Raw genomic sequence first — 362 nt, 5'->3', positions numbered from 1 at the left:
ACGGACGCACCGTTGGGCAGATCGCTTCGGTGCTGTCGGCCAAGGGCATCGTCGATCCGGGCGACTGGCCCAAGTGTGTGACGATCGGGCGCATCGACTCCATGCGGGTGGTCGGCGAAAAGGAATCCGATCTGGAGCGGCGCTACTACATCAGCTCGCGCGCCCTCACCGCCGCGCAATTGGCTGCCGCGGTGCGAGCGCATTGGGGCGTGGAGAACCGGCTTCACTGGATCCTCGACGTCAGCTTCAGCGAGGACGCCAGCACGGTGGCCAAGGACAATGCGCCGCAGAACCTGTCGATGCTGCGCAAGATCGCGCTCAACATCATCCGCGCCGACAAGACCGACACGCGCAAGAGCAGC

Annotated in this window: 1 protein-coding gene; it reads left to right on the top strand. The window is 65.2% G+C overall.

Going from position 1 to position 362, the window contains the following annotated elements; genetic code table 11:
• Positions 1-362: ISAs1 family transposase (locus C667_RS24060; protein WP_004393539.1), on the top strand; the 362-nt coding region annotated here is incomplete at both ends.

This window comes from Thauera phenylacetica B4P (genome assembly GCF_000310225.1).
Taxonomy (GTDB): domain Bacteria; phylum Pseudomonadota; class Gammaproteobacteria; order Burkholderiales; family Rhodocyclaceae; genus Thauera; species Thauera phenylacetica.
The sequence above is the reverse complement of the archived record's forward strand: the minus strand, read 5'-3'. Positions and strand labels throughout refer to the sequence as shown.